Origin of the sequence: Lentzea sp. NPDC059081, from assembly GCF_042738015.1 — a bacterium.
Classification (GTDB): Bacteria; Actinomycetota; Actinomycetes; order Mycobacteriales; family Pseudonocardiaceae; genus Lentzea.
In genome coordinates this window covers 102994-123840 of sequence record NZ_JBHYGW010000003.1, presented here as the reverse complement: position 1 = coordinate 123840, position 20847 = coordinate 102994, and the positions used below count along the sequence as shown (strand labels likewise).

The 20847-nt window shown below is 69.2% G+C and carries 19 protein-coding genes; 8 read left to right on the top strand and 11 right to left on the bottom strand.

Going from position 1 to position 20847, the window contains the following annotated elements; genetic code table 11:
* Window positions 1-551: 551 nt before the first annotated feature.
* From ACFWV3_RS08080 to sdhC, 4 genes are read right to left on the bottom strand one after another with little or no spacing between them, the layout of a single operon-like run.
* Window positions 552-1334, bottom strand: coding sequence for a succinate dehydrogenase iron-sulfur subunit (locus ACFWV3_RS08080; protein ID WP_382409618.1), 783 nt, complete (start codon window positions 1332-1334; stop codon window positions 552-554).
* Window positions 1334-3088 carry a succinate dehydrogenase flavoprotein subunit gene (gene sdhA / locus ACFWV3_RS08075; protein WP_382409616.1) on the bottom strand — a complete coding sequence of 585 codons (1755 nt, stop codon included), beginning with the start codon at window positions 3086-3088 and terminating at the stop codon, window positions 1334-1336. Before sdhA ends, ACFWV3_RS08080 begins: the two co-directional genes overlap by 1 nt.
* A 22-nt stretch (window positions 3089-3110) precedes the next feature.
* Window positions 3111-3518, bottom strand: coding sequence for a succinate dehydrogenase hydrophobic membrane anchor subunit (locus ACFWV3_RS08070; protein WP_382409614.1), 408 nt, complete (start codon window positions 3516-3518; stop codon window positions 3111-3113).
* A 2-nt stretch (window positions 3519-3520) separates the two neighbouring features.
* Complete coding sequence (gene sdhC / locus ACFWV3_RS08065) at window positions 3521-3943, bottom strand: succinate dehydrogenase, cytochrome b556 subunit (protein WP_030470768.1); 423 nt, start codon at window positions 3941-3943, stop codon at window positions 3521-3523.
* Between the two features lie 724 nt (window positions 3944-4667).
* On the opposite strand from sdhC, the gene ACFWV3_RS08060 reads away from it, so the two are divergent.
* The 6 genes from ACFWV3_RS08060 (at window position 4668) to ACFWV3_RS08035 (ending at window position 11440) form a co-directional block, all read left to right on the top strand.
* The gene (locus ACFWV3_RS08060; RefSeq protein ID WP_382410463.1) at window positions 4668-5801 is read left to right on the top strand and encodes a BMP family protein; all 1134 of its coding nucleotides are present in this window, start codon (window positions 4668-4670) and stop codon (window positions 5799-5801) included.
* An 82-nt stretch (window positions 5802-5883) separates the two neighbouring features.
* Complete coding sequence (locus ACFWV3_RS08055; protein ID WP_382409611.1) at window positions 5884-7464, top strand: ABC transporter ATP-binding protein; 1581 nt, start codon at window positions 5884-5886, stop codon at window positions 7462-7464.
* Entirely contained in the window at window positions 7464-8537 is a 1074-nt protein-coding gene (locus tag ACFWV3_RS08050) for an ABC transporter permease (RefSeq protein WP_382409609.1), read from the top strand. The genes ACFWV3_RS08055 and ACFWV3_RS08050 overlap by 1 nt, the downstream gene beginning before the upstream one ends.
* Window positions 8534-9787, top strand: a complete 1254-nt coding sequence (locus ACFWV3_RS08045; protein WP_382409607.1) for an ABC transporter permease — start codon at window positions 8534-8536, stop codon at window positions 9785-9787. The genes ACFWV3_RS08050 and ACFWV3_RS08045 overlap by 4 nt, the downstream gene beginning before the upstream one ends.
* Window positions 9780-10169: a cytidine deaminase gene (locus ACFWV3_RS08040; protein WP_382409605.1), complete on the top strand. Its 390-nt coding sequence runs from the start codon at window positions 9780-9782 to the stop codon at window positions 10167-10169. Before ACFWV3_RS08045 ends, ACFWV3_RS08040 begins: the two co-directional genes overlap by 8 nt.
* Entirely contained in the window at window positions 10166-11440 is a 1275-nt protein-coding gene (locus ACFWV3_RS08035) for a thymidine phosphorylase (protein ID WP_382409603.1), read from the top strand. Before ACFWV3_RS08040 ends, ACFWV3_RS08035 begins: the two co-directional genes overlap by 4 nt.
* Window positions 11441-11860: 420 nt before the next feature.
* Here ACFWV3_RS08035 and ACFWV3_RS08030 read toward each other — a convergent pair whose 3' ends face one another.
* Together ACFWV3_RS08030 and ACFWV3_RS08025 are read right to left on the bottom strand one after the other, a co-directional pair.
* Window positions 11861-13333 carry a serine/threonine-protein kinase gene (locus ACFWV3_RS08030; RefSeq protein ID WP_382409601.1) on the bottom strand — a complete coding sequence of 491 codons (1473 nt, stop codon included), beginning with the start codon at window positions 13331-13333 and terminating at the stop codon, window positions 11861-11863.
* Window positions 13334-13536: 203 nt separating this feature from the next.
* Window positions 13537-14949: a hypothetical protein gene (locus tag ACFWV3_RS08025; protein ID WP_382409599.1), complete on the bottom strand. Its 1413-nt coding sequence runs from the start codon at window positions 14947-14949 to the stop codon at window positions 13537-13539.
* Window positions 14950-15308: 359 nt separating this feature from the next.
* On the opposite strand from ACFWV3_RS08025, the gene ACFWV3_RS08020 reads away from it, so the two are divergent.
* The gene (locus ACFWV3_RS08020; protein WP_382409597.1) at window positions 15309-16397 is read left to right on the top strand and encodes an adenosine deaminase; all 1089 of its coding nucleotides are present in this window, start codon (window positions 15309-15311) and stop codon (window positions 16395-16397) included.
* 48 nt (window positions 16398-16445) lie between these two features.
* On the opposite strand, the gene ACFWV3_RS08015 is transcribed toward ACFWV3_RS08020, so the two are convergent.
* The 3 genes from ACFWV3_RS08015 to ACFWV3_RS08005 are packed head-to-tail and all read right to left on the bottom strand — an operon-like array spanning window position 16446 to window position 18505.
* On the bottom strand, window positions 16446-17663 hold the full coding sequence (locus ACFWV3_RS08015; RefSeq protein ID WP_382409595.1) for a primosomal protein: 1218 nt from the start codon (window positions 17661-17663) through the stop codon (window positions 16446-16448).
* Window positions 17664-17717: 54 nt separating this feature from the next.
* Window positions 17718-18155: a YbaB/EbfC family nucleoid-associated protein gene (locus tag ACFWV3_RS08010; RefSeq protein ID WP_382409593.1), complete on the bottom strand. Its 438-nt coding sequence runs from the start codon at window positions 18153-18155 to the stop codon at window positions 17718-17720.
* Window positions 18152-18505: a hypothetical protein gene (locus ACFWV3_RS08005; protein WP_382409591.1), complete on the bottom strand. Its 354-nt coding sequence runs from the start codon at window positions 18503-18505 to the stop codon at window positions 18152-18154. The genes ACFWV3_RS08010 and ACFWV3_RS08005 overlap by 4 nt, the downstream gene beginning before the upstream one ends.
* 345 nt (window positions 18506-18850) lie before the next feature.
* Between ACFWV3_RS08005 and ACFWV3_RS08000 the strand changes: the two genes are divergently transcribed.
* Window positions 18851-19282: a limonene-1,2-epoxide hydrolase family protein gene (locus tag ACFWV3_RS08000; protein WP_382409589.1), complete on the top strand. Its 432-nt coding sequence runs from the start codon at window positions 18851-18853 to the stop codon at window positions 19280-19282.
* Here the strand turns inward: ACFWV3_RS08000 and ACFWV3_RS07995 are convergent.
* Both ACFWV3_RS07995 and ACFWV3_RS07990 read right to left on the bottom strand, forming a co-directional pair.
* Window positions 19264-20451 (bottom strand): NlpC/P60 family protein, encoded by a 1188-nt coding sequence (locus tag ACFWV3_RS07995; RefSeq protein WP_382409587.1) that lies wholly within the window; start codon window positions 20449-20451, stop codon window positions 19264-19266. The genes ACFWV3_RS08000 and ACFWV3_RS07995 overlap by 19 nt on opposite strands.
* Entirely contained in the window at window positions 20448-20774 is a 327-nt protein-coding gene (locus tag ACFWV3_RS07990; RefSeq protein WP_382409585.1) for a hypothetical protein, read from the bottom strand. The genes ACFWV3_RS07995 and ACFWV3_RS07990 overlap by 4 nt, the downstream gene beginning before the upstream one ends.
* Window positions 20775-20847: the final 73 nt, after the last annotated feature.

The window sequence follows — 20847 nt, the reverse complement described above, 5'->3', positions numbered from 1 at the left end:
ACGACGGGTCGGGTCCCGCGGGCCTTGCGGCCGGCGGGGCGGGGTCGCGTTGGGCTTGGGTGGGGCGGGGTTGGGCGGCCGCCGGGCAGGTCACGCGGGACTGGGTTGCGTGGGCTGGGTGGCGTGGGCTGGGCGTTCGCCGGGCTGGGCTGGGTGGGGCTGGGCTGGGCTGGGCTGGGCTGGGCTGACGGAGGTCCGCGGGCCGGCAGCGTGGAGGGCTGGATGGAGGGTGGCGGCGGGCGGAGGGCTCGCGCACGAGGGCGCGGCGAGAGGTTCGCGCCTTGGCTTTGTCGCACCTGCCACCGCGACATGGCCACTCGCCCCAACGCGCCCGTCCCGCCCCAGCCCAGCGCTCGCTTCAAGCGACCCTGCCCAGCGCTCGCCTCAAGTCACTCCGCGCTGCCAGTTCGCGCCACCTCACGTGAACCACCCGGCTCACGTCACCCTGACTGCGCTGCCCTGCCCAGCGCCACCCCGCCTCACCCGGCCCACGAAACGGCGAAGCGCCGCGCCCCCACCGGGAACGCGGCGCCTCGCACCAACCGAAAACCTCAGACGCGCTTGAACAGCAGCGCGCGCTTCACTTCCTGGATCGCCTTGGTGACCTGGATGCCACGCGGGCAGGCGTCGGTGCAGTTGAACGTCGTGCGGCAGCGCCACACGCCGTCGATGTCGTTGAGGATGTCGAGCCGCTCCTCGGCGCCCTCGTCGCGCGAGTCGAAGATGAACCGGTGCGCGTTCACGATCGCCGCCGGGCCGAAGTACGAGCCCTCGGTCCAGTAGACCGGGCAGGAGGTGGTGCAGCAGGCGCACAGGATGCACTTCGTCGTGTCGTCGAAGCGCTCGCGGTCGGCGACGGACTGGATGCGCTCGCGCGTCGGCTCGTTGCCGTAGGTCACGAGGTACGGCTTGACGGCGCGGAAGGCCTCGAAGAAGGGCTCCATGTCGACGAGCAGGTCCTTGTTCACCGGCAGGCCCTTGATGGGCTCGATGGTGATCGTGGTGTGCTTGTCGCCCTTTTCCAGCAGGTCCTTCAGGAGCACCTTGCAGGCCAGGCGGTTCACACCGTTGATGCGCATGGCGTCAGAGCCGCAGATGCCGTGGGCGCAGGAGCGGCGGAACGTCAGTGTGCCGTCCACGTACCACTTGATGTGGTGGAGGAGGTTCAGCACGCGGTCCGACGGGAGCGCGGGGATGTCGAACGAGTCCCAGCGCGGCTCGTCGTCGAACTCCGGGTTGAACCGGCGGATCTTGACGGTGACCGTGACAGCGCCGTCCGGAGCCGGCGGCTGGGAGCCGCGCGAGCCAGCAGTGGTTTCAGCGGTGGCGGTCATCAGTACTTGCGCTCCATCGGCTTGTACCGGGTAAAGGTCACGGGCTTGTAGTCGAGGCGGATGTCCGCCGAGAGGTCGTCGCCCTGCTTGTAGAACATGCTGTGGCGCATGAAGTTCGTGTCGTCGCGGTTCGGGTAGTCCTCGCGGGCGTGACCGCCGCGGGACTCCTTGCGCGCCAGCGCGCCGTGCACGAGCACCTCGGCCAGCTCCAGCAGGAAGCCGAGCTCGACGGCCTCCAGCAGGTCCGTGTTGAAGCGCTTGCCCTTGTCCTGCACGGAGATGTGGGCGTAGCGCTCCTTCAGCGCCTGCACGTCGTGCAGGGCCGTCTTCAGCGTGTCCTCGGTGCGGTAGACGGACGCGTTGGCGTCCATCGTCGCCTGCAGCTCGGTGCGGATGTCCGCCACGCGCTCCTGGCCGTGCTCCGACAGCGCGAGGGCGACCTGGGCCTCGACGGCCGCGGCCGGGTTCTCCGGCAGGTCGACGTGCGACTCGCGGGACAGCGCGTACTCGGCGGCGGCGATGCCCGCGCGGCGGCCGAAGACGTTGATGTCCAGCAACGAGTTCGTGCCCAGGCGGTTCGCGCCGTGGACCGAGACGCACGCGCACTCACCCGCGGCGTAGAGGCCGGGAACGACGTTGTCGTTGTCCCGCAGCACCTCGCCGTGGATGTTGGTCGGGATGCCGCCCATCGCGTAGTGCGCGGTCGGGTAGACCGGGACGGGCTCGACGACCGGGTCGACCGCGAGGTAGGTGCGGGCGAACTCGGTGATGTCCGGCAGCTTCGTCTCCAGCACCTCGGCGCCGAGGTGCGTGCAGTCGAGCAGCACGTAGTCCTTGTTCGGGCCGGCGCCACGGCCTTCCAGCACCTCGAGGGCCATCGAGCGGGCCACGATGTCGCGCGGCGCCAGGTCCTTGATGGTCGGGGCGTAGCGCTCCATGAACCGCTCGCCCGAGGCGTTGCGCAGGATCGCGCCCTCGCCTCGCGCGCCCTCGGTCAGCAGGATGCCGAGACCGGCCAGACCGGTCGGGTGGAACTGGTAGAACTCCATGTCCTCCAGGGGCAGGCCCTTGCGGAAGACGATGCCCATGCCGTCGCCGGTCAGCGTGTGGGCGTTCGACGTGGTCTTGAAGACCTTGCCGAAACCACCGGTCGCGAACACGACGGACTTCGCCTGGAAGACGTGGATCTCGCCGGTCGCGAGCTCGTAGGCGACGGCGCCGGTGCAGACCGGGCCGTTCTCCGTCTCGGTCAGGCAGATGTCGAGGACGTAGAACTCGTTGAAGAACTCGATGCCGTGCTTGACGCAGTTCTGGTACAGCGTCTGCAGGATCATGTGACCGGTGCGGTCCGCGGCGTAGCAGGCGCGGCGCACGGCGGCTTCACCGTGGTTGCGCGTGTGGCCGCCGAACCGGCGCTGGTCGATCTTGCCCTCGGGCGTGCGGTTGAACGGCAGGCCCATCTTCTCGAGGTCGAGGACCGCGTCGATGGCCTCCTTCGCCATGATCTCGGCGGCGTCCTGGTCGACCAGGTAGTCGCCGCCCTTGATCGTGTCGAAGGTGTGCCACTCCCAGTTGTCCTCCTCGACGTTGGCGAGGGCGGCGCACATGCCGCCCTGGGCCGCGCCGGTGTGCGAACGCGTGGGGTAGAGCTTCGTGAGCACCGCGGTGCGGGCGCGCTGGCCTGACTCGATCGCCGCGCGCATTCCGGCACCACCAGCGCCGATGATGACTACGTCGTACTTGTGGAACTGCATTGTGGTGGGCTCCCCGCGCGGGTCAGTTCGAGATGTTCGGGTCGAAGGTGAAGATCACGAACGTGCCGAGCGAGACGATGAGCACCATCGACACGTAGAGCAGCATCTTCAACCAGAACCGGGTGGAGTCCTTGCGCGCGTAGTCGTTGATGACCGTGCGCACGCCGTTGCCGCCGTGGATCTGCGCGAGCCAGAGCATCGCGAGGTCCCAGAACTGCCAGAACGGCGACGCCCAGCGGCCGGCCACGAAACCGAAGTTGATCTTGTGGACACCGCCGTCCAGGATGTTCATGATGAACAGGTGGCCCAGGACCAGGACCACGAGCAGCAGGCCGGACAGGCGCATGAACAGCCAGCTGTAGAGCTCGCCGTTGCCGCGACGGGCCGCGGGGCGGCGCGGCTGGCGGGGCTTGTCGAGTGCGAGAGACATGGTCAGTGACCCCCCACCAGGTCGGAGATCGTGCGCTCCATCATGAAGTAGAAGCCGGGGATCATCACGACGACCCAGACGGCCAGCACGGTCCAGAGCATGACCCGCTGGTACTTGGCGCCCTTCTCCCAGAAGTCGACCAGCATGACCCGGATTCCGTTGAGCGCGTGGTAGAGCACCGCGCCGACGAGGCCGACCTCGAAGAGGTTGACGACCGGGTTCTTGTAGGTCTCGATCACCGCGTCGTACGCGTTCGGAGACACCCGCACCAGTGCGGTGTCGAGCACGTGCGTGAAGAGGAAGAAGAACGTGAGGACACCGGTGATCCGGTGGGCGACCCAGGACCACATGCCCAGATCACCGCGGTAGAGCGTCCCACCCCCTCGGGTGGTGCCCGACCGCTCGGGTGCGCCTGCGCTGGTCATGCGCCGCGGCCTCCAACGTCAGTGGTGGTGGTCGGCGAACAGTTCATTCCGACCATGACCGGAAAAGCGTAGTCCCGCCGGTTGGAACGGACACAGCAGGCGCACCCGCTCTGTGATCGATGAGACACGCTGTCGATCCACCAAGCGGTCTTGATCGATTCGGAAATGCGGCGCAGGCCACATTCCGCGCCTGAAGGGGACGAGAAAGGAGGACGGCGGCCCTGGACCTCCGCCTGGTCCGGGCCGCCGTCTTCGGCAAGGGCACTTGCCATCCAGTACACGGCTGGGGCACCGCGCTCGGTTCAAAGTTCGATGTGAAGAAATTTCGTCGAACGTCGAACGCCAGGTCAGGGCTCTGACATCGAGGCGTCAGCGGCACGGCAGCGCCCCGCCCGATCCTGGGGCGCATGGGGAGGGAACCACTGCCGGGTGGCCCGGTCTCGGGCCTGTCGTCGGCCCTGGAGCGCTGGGCCTGGCGCGCGGAACTGGGCCGAATGGACGACGATCAAGGCGGGGAAGCGCCTGAAGAGGACGTTTCGCCACGCCCCGAACACGAGTGATCACGACAGGTGCGGCCAATGCGTCGAATGCGTAACCGATAGGGGTCTATGTAGGTGCTGGCCGCAACGAGGTTGGTTACTAAGAGGTACGGTGCGCCGTCTAGAACCCCAACTGCGTCGTTGGGAGTGGAATCTCAGGGAGGAGACGAGCCGTGCGTCGTCGTATGCGTGGTGTCGCGGTCGCCGCGATCGCGTTGACCAGCGTGATGACTATGGCCGCCTGCGCGAAGGACTCGGGTGGCGGTAGCAACAACTCGAACACCGGCACTGGCGCCGCTTGCGAGTACGCCACGCCTCCCACCGCGCCCGCCACGTCGAGCACCAGCGCCGCCAACGGCGAGAAGGTGGACGCGAGCGCGCTGAAGGTCGGTCTGGCCTACGACATCGGTGGTCGTGGCGACGCGTCGTTCAACGACTCCGCCGCCGCCGGTCTCGACAAGGCGCTCACCGACTTCGGGGTGAAGAAGGAGAACACCCGCGAGCTGTCCGCCGCGCCGAACGAGGACGAGTCCGCCAAGCAGACCCGTCTCCGCCAGCTGGCGCAGGAGGGCTTCAGCCCGATCATCGGTGTCGGCTTCGCCTACGCCGAGTCGATGAAGCTCGTCGCCGCGGAGTTCCCGAACGTCAAGTTCGCGCTGGTCGACTCCGCCGTCGAGGGCGCGACCAACGTCACGCCGCTGCTGTTCGCCGAGCAGGAGGGCTCCTTCCTCGCCGGCGTCATCGCCGCGTACCAGAGCAAGAAGTGCCACGTGGGCTTCGTCGGCGGCGTCGAGATCCCGCTGATCCAGAAGTTCGAGGCCGGCTACTTCCAGGGTGCGAAGGCCGCCGCGCCGAAGATCGAGATCGAGAAGAAGTACATCACCCCCGCCGGTGACTTCACCGGTTTCCAGGACGCCCCGAAGGGCCAGGAAGCCGCGAAGGGCCAGATCGACAAGGGCGCCGACGTCATCTACCAGGCCGCTGGCGCGTCCGGCAAGGGCATCTTCTCGGCCGCCAAGCAGGGTGGCGTGCTGGCGATCGGCGTCGACTCCGACCAGTACAACCAGGCGACCGTCGCCGACACCAAGGACGTCATCGTGTCGTCCATGCTCAAGCGCGTCGACGTCGCGGTCTACGACTACATCCGGGCCGTCGCCAAGAACGACCTCGCGTCTCTCCCGAAGGTCTTCGACCTCAAGGTGGACGGTGTCGGCTATGCCACCTCGGGTGGCAAGATCGACGCGAAGCTGCAGGGAATCCTCGAGGGCTACAAGGCCCAGATCATCGAGGGCAAGATCAAGGTCGCGGACAAGCCGTAGTCCCGCGTAACCGCTGCAACCGGGCCCTGTGAGGAATTAGCCCTCACAGGGCCTGGTGCGTGGTAGGAGGAGCAACTCGACGATGAGCAGTTCCACGTCCGTCCAGACGGACGGTCCCCCCGCGGTGGTGCTCACCGGCATCACCAAGCGATTCCCCGGTGTGGTCGCCAACAGCGACGTCCACCTGACCGTCCGCCGTGGCGAGGTGCACGCGCTCTGCGGCGAGAACGGCGCGGGCAAGTCCACCCTGATGAAGATCCTCTACGGCATGCAGGCGCCGGACGAGGGCAGCATCGAGGTGAACGGCGAGCAGGTGCGCTTCCGCACGCCGTCCGACGCCATCAAGGCCGGCATCGGCATGGTGCACCAGCACTTCATGCTCGCCGACAACCTCACCGTCCAGGAGAACGTCGTCCTGGGCGCCGAGGCGATCCACGGCATCGGCCAGAAGGCCCGCAGGCGCATCATCGAGCTCTCCGGCCGGACCGGTCTCAACGTCGACCCCGGCGTGCTCGTCGAGCAGCTCGGTGTCGCCGACCGGCAGCGCGTCGAGATCCTCAAGGTGCTCTACCGCGGCGCCAAGGTGATCATCCTCGACGAGCCCACCGCCGTGCTCGTGCCGCAGGAGGTCAACGAGCTCTTCGACACCGTGCGCGGCATGCAGGAGCAGGGCTACACGTTCCTCTTCATCTCGCACAAGCTCGACGAGGTCCGCGCGATCGCGGACTCCGTCACGGTGATCCGCCGCGGCACGACCGTGGGCAGCGCGGACCCGAAGACGGTGTCGTCGCGGCAGCTCGCCGAGATGATGGTCGGCAGCGAGCTCCCGAGCCCCGAGACCCGCGAGTCCACCGTGACCGACAAGGTCGTGCTGGACGTCAAGGGCCTCAAGCTGCTCACGCCCGACGGTTCGCGGCCGATCCTCGACGACGTCGACCTGGTGGTCCGCTCCGGCGAGGTCGTCGGCATCGCCGGTGTCGAGGGCAACGGTCAGACCGAGCTCGTCGAGACGATCATGGGCATGCGCAAGGCGGGCAGCGGCACGATCACGTTGCTGGACAACGACCTCACGAAGCTGGGCACGCTCGCCCGGCGCGAGGCCGGCATCGGCTACGTGCCGGAGGACCGCCACCGCCACGGCCTCCTGCTCACGCAACCCCTCTGGTATAACCGGATCCTCGGCTACCAGACCCGCAAGCCGACCGCCAAGGGCATGTGGCTCGACACCGACGGCGCCAAGCAGGACACCGAGCGGATCGTCGCGGACTTCGACGTCCGCACGCCCGGCATCGACGTCCCCGCGGCGGCGCTGTCCGGCGGCAACCAGCAGAAGCTCGTCGTCGGCCGCGAGCTGTCCGGCGACCCCGTCCTGCTCATCGCGTCGCACCCCACCCGCGGTGTCGACGTCGGTGCGCAGGCGTTGATCTGGGACGAGATCAAGCGCGCCCGCGCCAACGGTCTCGCCGTCCTGCTGATCTCCGCCGACCTGGACGAGCTGATCGGTCTCTCCGACACGATCAAGGTCATGCTGCGCGGCCGCCTGGTGGCCGACGCCGACCCGAACACCGTCACGCCCGAGGACCTCGGAAGTGCCATGACGGGTGCGGGCAGCACGAGCGCCGCGGTGCACGAGACCGCTGCGGTTGAGGAAGGCGAGCACTGATGGGACACCTGCGCGGCAAACTCCTGCCGCCCGCGTTGGCGATCGTCTTCTCCTTGCTGCTGTGCGGCGTGGCGCTCGTCATCTCGGGCGCGAACCCGCTGAGCGCGTTCGGCGCGATGGTGACGCAGGTCGGCAAGGGCACGACCTTCATCGACATCATCAACTCGACGGGCATCTACTACATCGCGGCGCTCGCGGTCGCGATCGGGTTCCAGATGAACCTGTTCAACATCGGTGTCGAGGGTCAGTACCGCGTCGCCGCCGTCGTGGCGGCCGTCGTCGGCGGCTCGATCGCCCTGCCCACCGGCATCCACACGCTGGTGATCATCATCGTGGCCGCCGTCGCCGGTGCCGCCTGGGCCGCGATCCCCGCGATCCTCAAGGTGACCCGCGGCGTCAACGAGGTCATCTCGACGATCATGATGAACGGCCTGGCGATCGGCCTGTCCGCCTACCTGATCCGCCGCGACGTCTTCGGCGAGCTGCGGGGCAACAACATCCGCACCGCGGAGATCCCGGAGTCCGGCTGGATGCCCGGCATCTCCTTCGGGGGCGGCGGCACGATGTTCGGCTTCATCTTCGTGGCCATCGCCCTCGGCGTCGGCTACTGGATCATGATGAACCGCACCCGGTTCGGCTTCGAGCTGCGCGCGTCCGGCGAGTCGGCGACCGCCGCGTCCGCCGGTGGCGTCAACGCCAAGAAGATGGTGCTGGTGTCCATGCTGATCTCGGGCGCCATCGCGGGCCTGATCTCGCTGCCCGAACTGCTGGGCCGCGACCACACGTTCAGCCTGAACTTCACCGCCGGCATCGGCTTCTCCGGCATCGCGATCGCGCTGCTCGGCCGCAACCACCCCGGTGGCATCGCGTTCGGCGCGCTGCTCTGGGCGTTCCTCGACAAGGCCGGCCTCGCGCTCGACAACGTCGGGGTGCCCAGGGAGATCGTCACCATCATGCAGGGCTCGATCGTCCTGTCGGTCGTCGTCGCGTACGAGGTGGTGCGCCGCTTCGAGCTCGCCTCCGAGCAGCGTCGCGTCGGCCGTGAGCTCGGAACCGTTGGAGGTGCCGCGTGATCTCGACGCTGGAGGAGAAGCCCCACGTCCCGGCGGCACCGCGCAAGCGCAAGGTGCCGGGCTGGGCGGTCGGGATGATCGGTGTCGCCGGCGCGATCCTGCTGCTGTCGACCACCTCGTACCTCACGGGGTTCCCGCAGCTCACGTCGTCCGGCACGACGCAGACGGCCGTGCGGCTCGCGCTGCCGATCCTGCTCGCGGGTCTCGGCGGTCTGTGGGCGGAACGCGCGGGCGTGGTCAACATCGGCCTCGAAGGCATGATGATCATGGGCACCTGGGGCGCGGCGTGGGCCGGCTACCAGTGGGGCCCGTGGGCGGCGCTCGTCGCGTCCGTCGTGTTCGGCGCGCTGGGCGGTCTGCTGCACGCGATCGCCACGGTCACGTTCGGCGTCAACCACATCGTCTCCGGTGTGGCGATCAACCTGCTCGGCGCCGGTCTGACGAAGTACCTGTCGACGCTGGTGTTCCTGCCGCTGTCGAACAACCCGCGGCAGTCGCCGCCGGTCGCGCCGTTCGAGACGTACTCGGCGGCGGGCTTCGCGGACTGGCTCGGTGAGCTGGAAGCGGGGCAGCGCGTCATCATCTCCGACGTCGCGGGCATCCTGCGCGGTCTCGTCACCGGCGTCTCGCCGTTGACGATGCTGACGATCGTGCTCGTGCCGCTGTCGTACTACCTGCTCTGGCGCACCCGCTTCGGCCTGCGCCTGCGCTCGGTCGGCGAGAACCCGCACGCCGCGGACTCGCTGGGCGTGAAGGTGTACTTCCACAAGTACGTCGCCGTGATCGTCTCCGGTGGGCTCGCCGGCCTGGGTGGCGCCGCGCTGGTGCTGAACCCCGGTCAGCTGTCCTACCTCGAGGGCCAGACCGGCGGCCGCGGCTACATCGGCCTCGCGGCGATGATCTTCGGCAACTGGCGGCCCGGCGGTCTGCTCGGCGGCGCGGCGCTGTTCGGCTACGCCGACGGCCTGCAGCTGCGGTCGGGCGGCGAGACGGTGCTGGGCCTGGTCTACGGCGTGGTGATCCTGCTCGGCGTGATCGTGGTGTACCAGCTGATCCGCCGGAAGTGGTTCTCCGCCGCCGCCGCGATCGTCGTGGCCGTGCTGCTCTACCTGCTCTACATCAGCCTCGACGAGATCCCCGGCGAGTTCGTCTCGTACACGCCGCACATGGTGACGCTGGCCGTGCTGGCCGTTGCCTCCCAACGGTTGCGCATGCCCGCGGCTGACGGCGAGGTCTACCGCCGTGGCTGAGGTCGACTGGGACCTGCTCCGGGCACGGGCGGTGGAGGCGGCGTCGTTCGCCCACTGCCCGTACTCGGGGCTGCAGGTCGGGTCCGCGGCGTTGTGCGACGACGGCCGCATCGTGACCGGGTGCAACGTCGAGAACGCCTCGTACGGCGTGGGGCTCTGCGCGGAGTGCGCGATGGCCGGTCAGCTGCAGCTCACGGGCGGCGGCCGGTTCGTCGCGGTGGCGTGCCGGTCCGGTGCCGGTGACCTGCTGATGCCGTGCGGGCGGTGCCGCCAGGTGCTCTACGAGCTCGGCGGGCGCGACTGCCTGGTGGACACGCCGTCCGGGGTGCTGCCGATGTCGTCGGTGCTGCCGGACGCGTTCGGACCGGAGGACCTGCCATGAGCTTTTCCGCTGTCGACGTCATCCGTGCCAAGCGCGACGGGTCGGCGTTGTCGGACGCGCAGATCGACTGGGTGATCGACGCCTACACGCGCGGCGCGGTCGCGGACGAGCAGATGTCCGCGCTGGCGATGGCGATCTTCTTCAACGGGATGACCGCTTCCGAGACCGCGCGCTGGACGCAGGCGATGATCTTGTCCGGCGAGCGGTTGTCGTTGCACGTCTCGCGGCCGACCGTCGACAAGCACTCGACGGGCGGCGTCGGCGACAAGATCACGTTGCCGCTGGCACCTCTCGTGGCTGCCTGCGGTGCTGCCGTGCCGCAGCTGTCGGGCCGCGGGCTCGGTCACACGGGCGGGACGCTGGACAAGCTGGAGTCGATCCCGGGGTGGCGGGCCGCACTGTCCACTTCGGAGATCCTCTCGCAGCTGTCCGACGTCGGCGCCGTCGTTTGTGCTGCCACCGAAGGACTTGCTCCCGCCGACCGCAAGCTCTACGCGCTGCGCGACGTCACCGGCACGGTCGAGGCGATCCCGTTGATCGCGTCCTCGATCATGTCGAAGAAGATCGCGGAGGGCGCCGAGTCGCTGGTGCTCGACGTGAAGGTCGGGTCCGGCGCGTTCATGAAGGACCTGGCTTCGGCGCGTGCTCTCGCGGAGGCACTCGTTGCTATCGGTGTCGAGCACGGGGTCAGGATCTCGGCGCTGCTGACGGACATGTCGGTGCCGCTGGGGCGTGCCGTCGGCAACGCGGTCGAGGTGGCCGAGTCCGTCGACGTGCTGCGGGGCGGTGGTCCTGCCGACGTGGTCGAGCTGACGGTCGCGTTGGCGTCGGAGATGCTGTCGCTGGCCGGGATCTCGGCCGATCCCGCCGCCGTGCTGGCGTCCGGTGAGGCGTACGAGGTGTGGGCGCGGATGATCCGGGCCCAGGGTGGCGATCCGGAGGCTCCGCTTCCGGTGGCCGCGCATCGTCACGTCGTCGAGGCGCCTGCTTCCGGGGTGTTGTCCATTTTGGACGCTTATGGCGTTGGGGTGGCTGCCTGGCGGCTTGGTGCTGGGCGGGCTCGCAAGGAGGATCCGGTGCAGGCCGGGGCTGGGGTGCTTTGTCTGGCCAAGCCTGGGGATGTGGTGGAAGCCGGGCAGCCGTTGCTTGAGCTTTTCACCGATACTCCGGATGCGGTTGACGGGGCTTTGCAGGCGCTGGAAGGTGCTTACTCGGTTTCTGACTCCGTGGTGGGGCGGTCGGCGTTGGTGATCGATGTGGTGCGCGGCTAGCGTTGGTTGGCTTGCGTTGGCTGGCTTGCGTTGGTGGTTGCGTTGTTGCGTGCCTGCTCTGTTTCGAGCGCGGGGCTCTGCCCCGGACCCCGCCAACTGATCAAAGACCCCCAGCGCCGTTAGCGGGTTGATGGCACGCCTGTTTGTGTTGGGCGGCTTGCTGTTTTGTGGTGGTGCGGTTCGGGTGGGGTGGGTCCCGTCCCAAGCCGTACCAGCTCTCGCCACAACCAGGCAGGGGTGTCAAACCGCCGAAAAGCGTGGCGGTTTGACACCCCTGCCTGGTTGCAGCGAGTGCTGGGCACGGCTCGTGACGGGACCCACCCCACCGGAACCTCCTGTTTCAAGCCAAAAGCAAAAGCCAAAAGCTGCTCGGCTTCGCCTTTGCTTCGGCTCGCCTTCGGCCTCGCGCTGACTTGCGTCCTAGCCGACCAGCGAGCCCGCCAGTGGTGAGCGGTCGGCCTTCCACAGCACGCAGAGGACCTCCTGGCGGCCTGGGGCGGAAGGGTCGTTCCAGGCTTCCCACTCCTTCTGGGTGGGGATCAGGCCGGTGAAGCCGAGGGTGTCCTTCGCCTTCGGCTCGATGACCTTGAACTGCTCGGTGCAGTAGTTCTTGGTGAAGTCGGTGAAGTACTGCACGCCGGGGTACGGGGTGTCCTTCGGCTTGTCCCACAACGGGGTCGCGGCGGCGAAGAGCTGGATGCCGTGCGGGCCGTCGCACGGGACGTTCGAACGGACGCCCGAGCCCTGGGTGAGGAAGTCCTTGGCGCACTGGGTGCCGGAGAGGTTCCACTCCGGCACGTCGCCGCCGCGGCCGTACGTGGCGATGCGGCGGGACGGCAGTGGCGCGCCTACCGGTAGTGCGGCGGCGTCGGTCCACTCGGTGGAGTTCTCCGGCGGTGCGGAGTTGCTGCTGTTGCCGGGGCTCTGCGCGTTGTTGCTGTCCTTCGGCTTGAAGGCGACGTAGGCGCCGAACGCGGCGCCCGCGAGCAGGACGACGCCCGCCGCGATGGCGATGACCTTCACGGCGGTGTTGTTCTTCTTGGGCTGCAGCTGCTGGGTCGAGACCGGCGAGGCGGTGCCCTGGACGATCGCCACCAGCAGCTGACGGGCCTGCGCCGCGGTCATGCGCCTGGCCGGGTCGACGGTCAGCAAACCGTGGATCACCTGGGCCAGGGCGGGAGAAGCGCGGCGCAGCACCGGCGGCTCGTTCATGACGGCGTGCAGCGTGGATGCCGTGGACGTGCGTTCGAACGGGCTGATGCCCTCGACCGCGTGGGCGATGGTGACGCCGAGCGCCCACAGGTCCGACGCCGGCGAGGCCTCCCAGCCGTGCAGCCGGTCCGGCGACATGTAGGCGGGCGAGCCGACGATGCCGCCGTTGCTGGTGAGCCGCGGGTCGTCGGTGGCCTGCGCGATGCCGAAGTCGGTGAGCTTCACGGCGCCGTCCGGGCGCACCATGATGTTGCTGGGCTTGACGTCGCGGTGCACGATCCCGGCGGCGTGAGCCGTGTCCAACGCGCCCAGCACCTGCAGCGCGACCCCGGCCATCCAGGTCGAGTCGCGCGGCCCGTGCCGCTGCACGACGGTGGCCAGGTCGGACGCGTCGACCAGTTCCATGGCGAGGTACGTGCGCCCGTCCTCGCGGATGACGTCGTGCACCGTCACCACCGCCGGGTGGTTCAGCCGGCCGGCCGTTCGCGCCTCCCGGAGCATGCGCTCCTCCAGCACGGCGAACTCGCTCGGGTTGATGCCCTGCGGCGGGTGCAGCTCCTTGAGAGCCACTGGCCGGCCGAGCAGCTGGTCCTGGGCACGCCACACGACACCCATCGCACCGCGGCCGAGCTCGGCCAGCAGTGTGTAGCGGTTGGCGACGACTCGCTGCTGTTGCTGCACGGACTATCCCTTCTGGACGCCCCCAGATTCCGGCGAGCCTACCCACTTTCGTGTGAGCGCTCTCGTCATGGTCACGTGTCTCGATTGGTGCGGGTTCAGCGGCTTCGCCCGGTGTGGCGGTCGTCGCACGCCGCCCCGCGCACGACAACGGCCCCGGAGCTGGTCAGCTCCGGGGCCGTGCAAGGCCGGTCAAGCGGGGGCGATCAGGCGCCCTCGGCCGCCAGGTCGTCGTCGTCCACGTCCTTGCCGCCGTTCGCCGGCTTCGGGCCGCCGTTCTTGCGGGTGCGGCGCTGCGGGCGCGGCAGGGCGGTGGGCGGCGGGGGAGGCGTGGGCGAGCCGCCGCCGAGGATGAGCTCGGCGAAGGTGGCCATGGCCTCGTCCAGCTGGCCGCCGATGCGGAGCTCGGACTCCTGGTTCGACTTGCGGACCAGGGACTGCAGCGAGTCGGTGTCGGGGCGGGCGCCCACGGTCTCGGCGACCTTGGTGAGGCTCGCGTCGACGGTGCCGCCGAGCTCGGAGATCCGGGCGGCGAAGCCGTCCTCGACCTTGTCCAGGCGGTTGGTCATGTTGTCGAGCTGCGACGTCACGAGCTCCAGGCGGCGGGCCAGGGACTCGAGGCGGTCGGCGGCGTCGACCTGGTCGCGGGACTGCTCGATCGCCGCGTACAGGGCGGTGCGGGCCTCGTCCAGCTTGCCGTGGACCGTCTCGCGGGTGTCGGCGACGGCGGACACCAGCTCGGAGCGGGTCTCGGCCAGCGACGCCGCGAGCGAGTCGCGGGTCTCGGCGAGGGTGCCCTCGAGCGAGCCGCGGGTCTCGGCCAGCGTGCCCTCCAGCGAACCGCGGCTGTCCGCCACGGCACCGGCCAGCGAGTCGCGGGTCTCCGTGAGCGACGACGCCAGCTGGTTGTGGCGGTCGTGGACGGCCGACACGAGCTCGGCGCGGCTGTCGGCGACGGCGGCGGCCAGCTCGGCGCGCGCGGCGGCGAGGGCGTCGCGCTGCTCGTCGGCGCGGCCGTGGATGCCGGAGAACGAGTCGGCGAGGATCTTCTGCAGGGCCTCGCGGGTGCCGTCGAGGTGCTCGTGCACGCCCTCGTCGACCTCGTCGAGACGGCCGCGCAGCGCGGCTTCGAGGGCCTCGATGCGCTCGCGCAGCGGGTTCGTGACGGCGCCGGGGATCGAGTCGACCTTGCCGTCCTGCTTGTCCAGGTGGCCGTCGAGGTCGTCGATGCGCTTGTGGATGGAGGCGAGCTTGTCCTCGAGGCCGTCCATGCGGCCCGCGACACCCTCGAAGCGACCGGCGACACCGTCGAGACGGCCGTCGAGCTGGGCGAACGGCTTGGCGAGCTTGTCCACCAGGGCGTCGACCGCGCGACCGATGCCGGCGACGGCGTTGTCCTGGGCCTCCAGCTTGGCGAGGGCCTCGTCCAGGCGCTCCGCGAGAACGCTGACCTCAGTGCGGTCCGGGAGCTCCGACAGGCGCTTGCGAACCGAACCCAGCGACTCCAGAGGCGACATCCGGGCGTGGATCTCGTCCAGCGCGTCGAAGATCTGCTGCTGCTCGCTCTCACGGATCTCCGCGGCGCGCGTGAGCATGTTGCGCATCCGATCGAAGGACATCGTGGAGTTGTTGTTCTCTGTCACGGCTGAGTGCCTTCGTCCAGGGGAGGGGGAGACCACGGGAGCCTATCCGCGTCACGGGAAGGCTCTGTACCACCCCCGAGAAGAAACGGCGGTGCGCGGACGGGCAACTGACCCGATCGGGCTACCTCGTTACTCTGAACGCCAAGTTGCCGCCGGGAAGCGGGCGGCTGCAGCCGATGATGTTCCTACCTTGGAGTGACTCAACCCGTCTGGTGGTTGCAGAAAGTTGCTGATCACGGATCGGCAACGACGGTGAACCAGCTCATGATCATAGCGTCATCATGATCGTTTCGGTCGGCGCTGAAGCGGCGTGTCGTCTGGAGTAACGTGTAGCAATGAGTACGCCGCTTACCTTGGAGACCATCCGCAGCGCGCCGAAGGTGCTGCTGCACGACCACCTCGACGGTGGCCTCCGCCCGCAGACGGTGATCGAACTCGCCGATGCCTCCGGCTACCAGGGCCTGCCCACCACCGACGCGGGCGTCCTCGGCGGCTGGTTCCGCGACAACGCCAACTCCGGCTCGCTCGTGCGCTACCTCGAAGGCTTCGCCCACACCTGCGGTGTCATGCAGGACGAGGCCTCGCTCGTCCGCGTGGCCGCCGAAGCCGTGGAGGACCTCGCGGCGGACGGCGTCGTCTACGCCGAGATCCGCTACGCGCCGGAGCTCAACACCGAGAAGGGCCTCACCCTGGAAGAGGTCGTCGAGGCCGTCCAGGAGGGCTTCCGCGTCGGCGAGCAGCGCGTCGCCGCCACCGGCCGCAAGATCCGCGTCGGCACCCTGCTGTGCGCGATGCGCCAGAACGAGGGCTGGCTGCGCATCGCCGAGCTCGCCGTCCGCTACCGCGACCTCGGCGTCGTCGGCTTCGACATCGCGGGCCCGGAGGCCGGGTTCCCTCCCACCAGGGGCCTCGACACGTTCGAGTACCTGCGCCGGGAGAACGCGCACTTCACGATCCACGCCGGTGAGGCGTTCGGCCTGCCGTCGATCTGGGAGGCCATCCAGCACTGCGGTGCCGAACGCCTCGGCCACGGCGTGCGGATCGTCGACGACATCAAGGTCTCCGGCGATGGCACGGTGCAGCTGGGTCGCCTGGCCGCGTACGTGCGCGACCGCCGCATCCCGCTGGAGATGTGCCCGACGTCGAACCTGCAGACCGGCGCCGCGCCGACGCTCGCCGACCACCCGATCGGCCTGCTCGCGAAGCTGCGCTTCCGCGTCACGGTCAACACCGACAACCGCCTGATGAGCGACTGCTCGCTGTCGAGCGAGTTCGCCGCGCTGGCGGAGACGTTCGGATACGGGTGGGCCGACCTGCAGTGGTTCACGATCAACGCGATGAAGTCGGCGTTCCTCGGCTTCGACGAGCGGCTCGCGATCATCAACGAGCTGGTCAAGCCGGGTTACGCCGCGCTCACGGCGTGAACGGCGAAAGGGCCGCTCACGGCGTGAGCGGCCCTTTCGCGGTGGAGATCAGTTGGTGTTGAGCCGGTCCTCGAACGCCGCCTGCAGCGTGCGGAACGCGGCCACCTCGGCGTCGTACGGCGCCGACGGCGCGAGACGCGTCGGGTCCGGCGAGACGACGAACGACACCAGCCAGCCGAGCGACTCGGACGAGGCCAGCGCCTCCTTCACCGACTCGTCGTCCGCCCACTCCGCCGCGTCCTCGAACAGCTCGACGGCGAGGTCGAGCTGCTGCGGGTCGAGGGAGTCGGGGCCCTCCTCCATGTCCTCGGCGATGCCGGTCAGCACGTAGACGTTCTCGTCGTCCACGTCGACCTCGAGCTCACCCGCCGTGGCCTTGACCTTGACGTCGTTCCACGTCTCGACCTCGGCCAGGTCGTGGTCGTCGTTCTCGGCGACGAAGCGGCTCAGCGAGCGCGCGGAGGTGAAGGCCTCGATCTTGCCGCGGCGGCCCAGGAACACCGGGTCGTCGCCGAGGTAGCAGCGCAGCGTGTAGAACTCGCCGGCGGACGTGATGATCTTGATGGGGTCGATGCCCGCGTCGGCCCAGAAGCCCGTGGGGGCTTCCTTCTCCTCGGCGTCGTCGTCGGCCGGGTCCTCGACCTCGGCGGCAGCGGCGGTCTCGGCCTCGAGCGCGGCGAGCTCCTCCTGCGCGACGGCGAGCTGCTTCTCCGGCACCTCGGGGGTGTTCACGACGCTGTCGATCGCGTCGAGCACCTCGTCCCACTTCTCGGAGACGACCTCGGACATCGCGTCCCACAGCTTCGCGCCGTCCCTGCCGCTGAACGGCAGCGTGCCTTGCGGCAGCAGCGAGAAGCCCTCGGCGGCGTCGAGCACCTCGTGGACCTTCTCGAGCTCGCAGACGTCCGCGAGCGAGCGCACGATGGCGATGACGTCGGCGAGCTCGCCGATCGTCCAGGTGTCCGGGTCCTCCGCGATCAGCTCGGGCACGCCGACCAGGTCGAACTGGTGGTTGTCGTCGGGCGACAGGTCCGCGACGCCCAGCGACGGCACGACCGGCCACGCCGGGTGGTCGCTCAGGTCGTGCTCCTCGGCGGTGCGCACGAACGCGGCGAGGTGCGCGGCGTCGGGGAAGACGAACAGGTCCTCCTCGTCACCGAGGAACGCCTCCCACTCCTCGCCCTTCTCGCGCCAGCGAGGTGCCCACAGCGTGACGACGTCACCCTGCGTCAGCCCCAGCTCGATGGGGACGATGTCCTGCGCCATCCTGACCTCCCGGTCACGCCTGCCTGATGCCGTGGACGAGGGTAACGGTGCTGATCACCGCAACCACATGGGGTTCTCGAAGAAAGCGTCGTCGTCCTGGTCCTCCACCCGCGGTGCGCGCGGTCTGCGCTCCGGCGGTCCCTGCTCAGCAGGGGCTTTGGGCGGCACGACGGGGTTCCACGTCGAGCGGAAGGGCGAGTCGCCGGCGACGGACTCGACGTCGATCGCCATGCCGTCGCCGAGGGCCAGCGCCATCTTGTTGTAGCTCGTCTGCACGGCCGCGTTCGTCGCGAGCCGCACGGTCTCGGTGACGACCTGCCCGACGGCCTGGGCACCCTGGGTGAGCAGCCGGGGGTGCAGGTGCAGCGCCCTGATCTCGCCCTTCGGCGACGCCGTCGCCATGCACAGCCCGCTCGGGTGCTCGACGGTGGCGGCGATGGTTTTGAGATCGCGCTGGAGCTGTTCGGTGGCTTGGACGCGCTCTTCGTTCACGGCCGCCACCTGTACTCGTCGTCATCGCGGACGTTCTCGATGCCCATCGCGGTGAGTTCTTCGGGGTCGACCACGCGGTTCAGGGTCTGGTGCAGGCGGGTGTTCGCGTTGAGTTGGGCCTTTGCGGCTATTCGCATGATTTCGGCGGCCAGTGCGTGTGGGCCCATGCGCAGGGAGGCCGGGGTCACGGTGATCTGCTGGGGTGGGCCGGCTGGGGTGGCGGTGACCGTTACCGCGCCGTCGGGGGAGGAGGCTTGGCCGGTTATCGGGCCGGTGTTGGCGGCGTGGGTGGTTACTGCCTGCTCTACTTCGCGGATTTTTCTTGCGGCGCGGTGGACGTCGTCGTCCATGTGATCACCTCCCCTTGGGATGACAGTGTGCCGGATTCTTGTGGGGTGGGTGTGGTGAAGCGTGGTTGCTGTGCGGGTTCCAGCGTGGTTGCCGTGCGAGTTCCAGCGTGGTCGCCATTGCGGTCTGGTGCCTGTTCCTGCGTGGTCGTGCACCTCGGACGAATCAGCGGGGTTCATCGCCGCTCCGCGACGATTGCGATTGGGTGCACCGCTACCCATCGGCGTCAGGTCCGCACGGCTCGCCTTCGGCATCGCTTGGGGCCTCGGCTTCGCCGTTGGCGGTGCGTTCAGGGGTTGTTTCGCTCGCCTTCGGCGTTGTGCTGGCGGGTGGTGGAAGCTGGGCTGGTGACTGACCCGAGTGATGTTGTGGTGGCGATGCTGCGTGCCACCGAAACCCTGGACGCGGCTGAGGTCGTTCGGCACATGGCGGAGGACGTGTCGTGGCAGAACGTGCCCTTTCCCGCTGCTCGTGGGAAGAAGACGGTTGCTCGGCACCTCGGGCTGATGAACAAGGCTGTTACCGGGGTCGAGGTGCGCATCCACCACATCGCCGCGAATGGTGGGGTGGTGCTGACCCAGCGCACGGACGTCATCCGGCGTGGTGGGTTCGAAGCGGCGTTCTGGGTGTGCGGGACGTTCGTGGTCAAGGACGGGCGGGTCGTGTTGTGGCGTGATTACTACGACCACGCGTATGTCGCTGGGGCCTTCCTGAAGGGCCTGGGGAAGCTCGCGTTCCAGGCCCTGCGGAAGCGGGTGGATCAGCCCGTCGGGCGGTAGAAGCCGTAGAACGACATGCCGGAGTTCGACGTTCTGATCGGCTGCACCTGCACCGGGTCGCCTGCCTCGACCATCTGGCCGTTGCCGATGACCATGGCGACGTGTCCGTCCCAGACGACCAGGTCGCCGGGAAGTAGTTGGCCCGGTGGCACGGAGGCGCCCATCGCCTGCGAGGACGCTGGGCGGGGGAGGTCGAAGCCCGCGCCTGCGTAGGCCCACTGGGTGAGGCCTGAGCAGTCGGTGCCCTGGGGTGGGTTGGCGCCGCCCCAGACGTACGGGGTGCCCAAGGCGGACAACGCGTTGCGGACGGCCATGGCCGCGGTCTCGTTCGGGGCCTCGGCGCTGCTGCCGTCGGGGAGGTTCACGCCCACGCCGTCGCCGGGCTGGGGCGGGATCGCCACGGGGAGTCGGGGGCCCGAGCCGCCGCCTCCGCCACCGCTGCCGGAGCCGCCTCCTCCGCCGCCGCCCGAACCGCCGCCGCTTCCACCGCCGCTGCCGCCGCCCGCGCCGGAGCCGGTGCCCGCGCCGGGGTCGTGCTTCGGGGTGGGTGGGGCGTCGGTGGCGCCGGCGGTCATGGTGGAGCCCTCGTCGCCGCCCAGCGGCTCGCCTAGTTTCTCCAGCGCGCCCTTGTCCGGGGTCTGCAGGCCGGTGAGCCGGCCGACCAGCTGGGTCAGCTGGTCGCGCACCTTCTGGAGTTCGGTGGAGGTCTTGCTCTGGTAGTCGGAGGCCATCCCGGCGAGCTCGGCCATCGCCTCCAGGACGATGCCGGCGCCGGAGAACTTCGAGGCGGCCACGGCGGCTTCGAGCTTGGGAGTGGCCTTGCCGACGAACTCGTCGATCAGGCCCTGGATGGCCGTGCGGCCGCCGGTCACCGCCGTCACGCCGGTCGAGGCTACGGTCTTGATGGTGGAAGCGTTGGCGGACAACAGGTTCGCGGCTGTCGCGAAGGACGAGACGCGGCCGGTGAAGGCGTTGGCCTTGTCGCCGGACCACGTGTTGAGGACGGCGGTCGAGGCCGAGCCGTGGCGCGTGGCGAGGTCGGTCATCGCGGTCTGGGCCCGGCCGAACGCGTCGCCTGCCTGGGTGGCGCCGCCGGTGTCGCCGTCGAGCTTCGCGAGGTTCTCCTTCATGGGCGCCAGGAACTGGCTGAGCATGCCCTCGACGCTCACGTCCGCGCCGCCTTGTCGATCGACGCCTTGTGCGCTTCTTCCTGGCCGATGTAGGCGTCACGCGCCTTGGTGACCGCCGTGCCCAGTCCGGTGAGGCCGGTGGCCGCGGCCTTCAGCGCGTCCAGCTGGGCCTGCGCGGCCGTCTGGAACGCGGCGTTCAGGCCCACCTCGTTGCCGAGCTTGCCGAAGCAGTCGCCGGGCAGCGCGGTCGTGCCGTTCAGCGTGCCCGTGCCGACCGAGCCCACCTCGCCCGCCAGGCCGCTCACGGCCGACGCGTACGCGGTCAGGGCGTCGAGGTCCGCTCTGAGACCTTGTTCCACCATTCTTCGTCCCCCAGTGGTGACCTGTTCGCCTTGATCCTGCCCCGATGAGCGGTACCTCGCCCGTCGTTCCGCC